The sequence below is a fragment of the Bradyrhizobium sp. P2_E8 genome, from assembly GCF_056403875.1.
On record NZ_JBFUES010001707.1, the window covers coordinates 1 to 856 of the forward strand.

The 856-nt window shown below is 65.6% G+C and carries 1 protein-coding gene and 1 pseudogene; both read right to left on the bottom strand.

The genetic code is table 11. The features are described 5' to 3' along the window. Positions 1–67 precede the first annotated feature (67 nt). Positions 68–622 (bottom strand): flavin reductase family protein, encoded by a 555-nt coding sequence (locus tag AC1D00_RS43365; protein WP_477014961.1) that lies wholly within the window; start codon positions 620–622, stop codon positions 68–70. A gap of 57 nt (positions 623–679) precedes the next feature. Further along, positions 680–856 (bottom strand): annotated as a pseudogene (locus AC1D00_RS43370) (LLM class flavin-dependent oxidoreductase); the annotation flags it as partial.

Consider the following 856-nt stretch of genomic DNA (forward strand, 5'->3'; position numbering starts at 1 on the left):
GAGACTCCCCCTCACCCCAACCCTCTCCCCGCAAGCGGGGCGAGGGAGCGCACCTGCGATGCCGCCATTACGAAAAATCCGTCCAGCTCAGATGCCGTGAATCGAGGTCGCCGACTGTCACGGTGCCGCGGATTTCGTGGGGAACGTGGAAGCTGCTGCGCAGATAGACGAGCGGTGCAGCCCCGTCGGAATGCGACACCCCGCGGACCTCGCCGACGAAGATCGAATGCGTCTTGGTCTCGAACTCCTGCGCCAGTTCGCAATCGAACGCGGCCACCGCATCCGTCAGCACCGGTGCGCCGGTGGCCCCGCGCGTCCATTGCCCGAACGCAAAGCGGTCGTCGCCATTGACGCCCTTCTGGCCGCTGAAGGTGAGCGCCAGCAGCGCGTGGTCCTCGTGCAGGAAGTTGATCGCGAAGGCGCCTTCCTCGCGGATGCGCGCATGCGCGCTGGCGTTGCGGTTGACGCAGACGATCAGCGACGGTGGATTGTCCGACAATGAGCAGGCCGACGTGACCGTGAGCCCGGTGCGCTTGCCGTGCTCGGCACCGACCGTGACCAGCGCGACGGCGACGGCGCATTGGCGCATCGCCTGCTTGAAATCCTTTGCGTCCACGCTCACGTGGAAATCTCCGAAACGGGTGCGGATGCGGCACGATCGCGCCRCATCCGCGTCGGGTCAAGCCGCCTTCTTCGCGGAGYCGAGATGCTTCAGGCGCGGCATCACCTCGTTGCTGAGCAGCGAGAGCGAGTGGTGCCAGGCCTCGGCCTTGTGCTTGTAATCGAAGCCGAACACCAGCAGCACGCCGAAGCCGCCGACCTCGTCGTAGATCTTCTCGATCTTCTCGGCGACTGT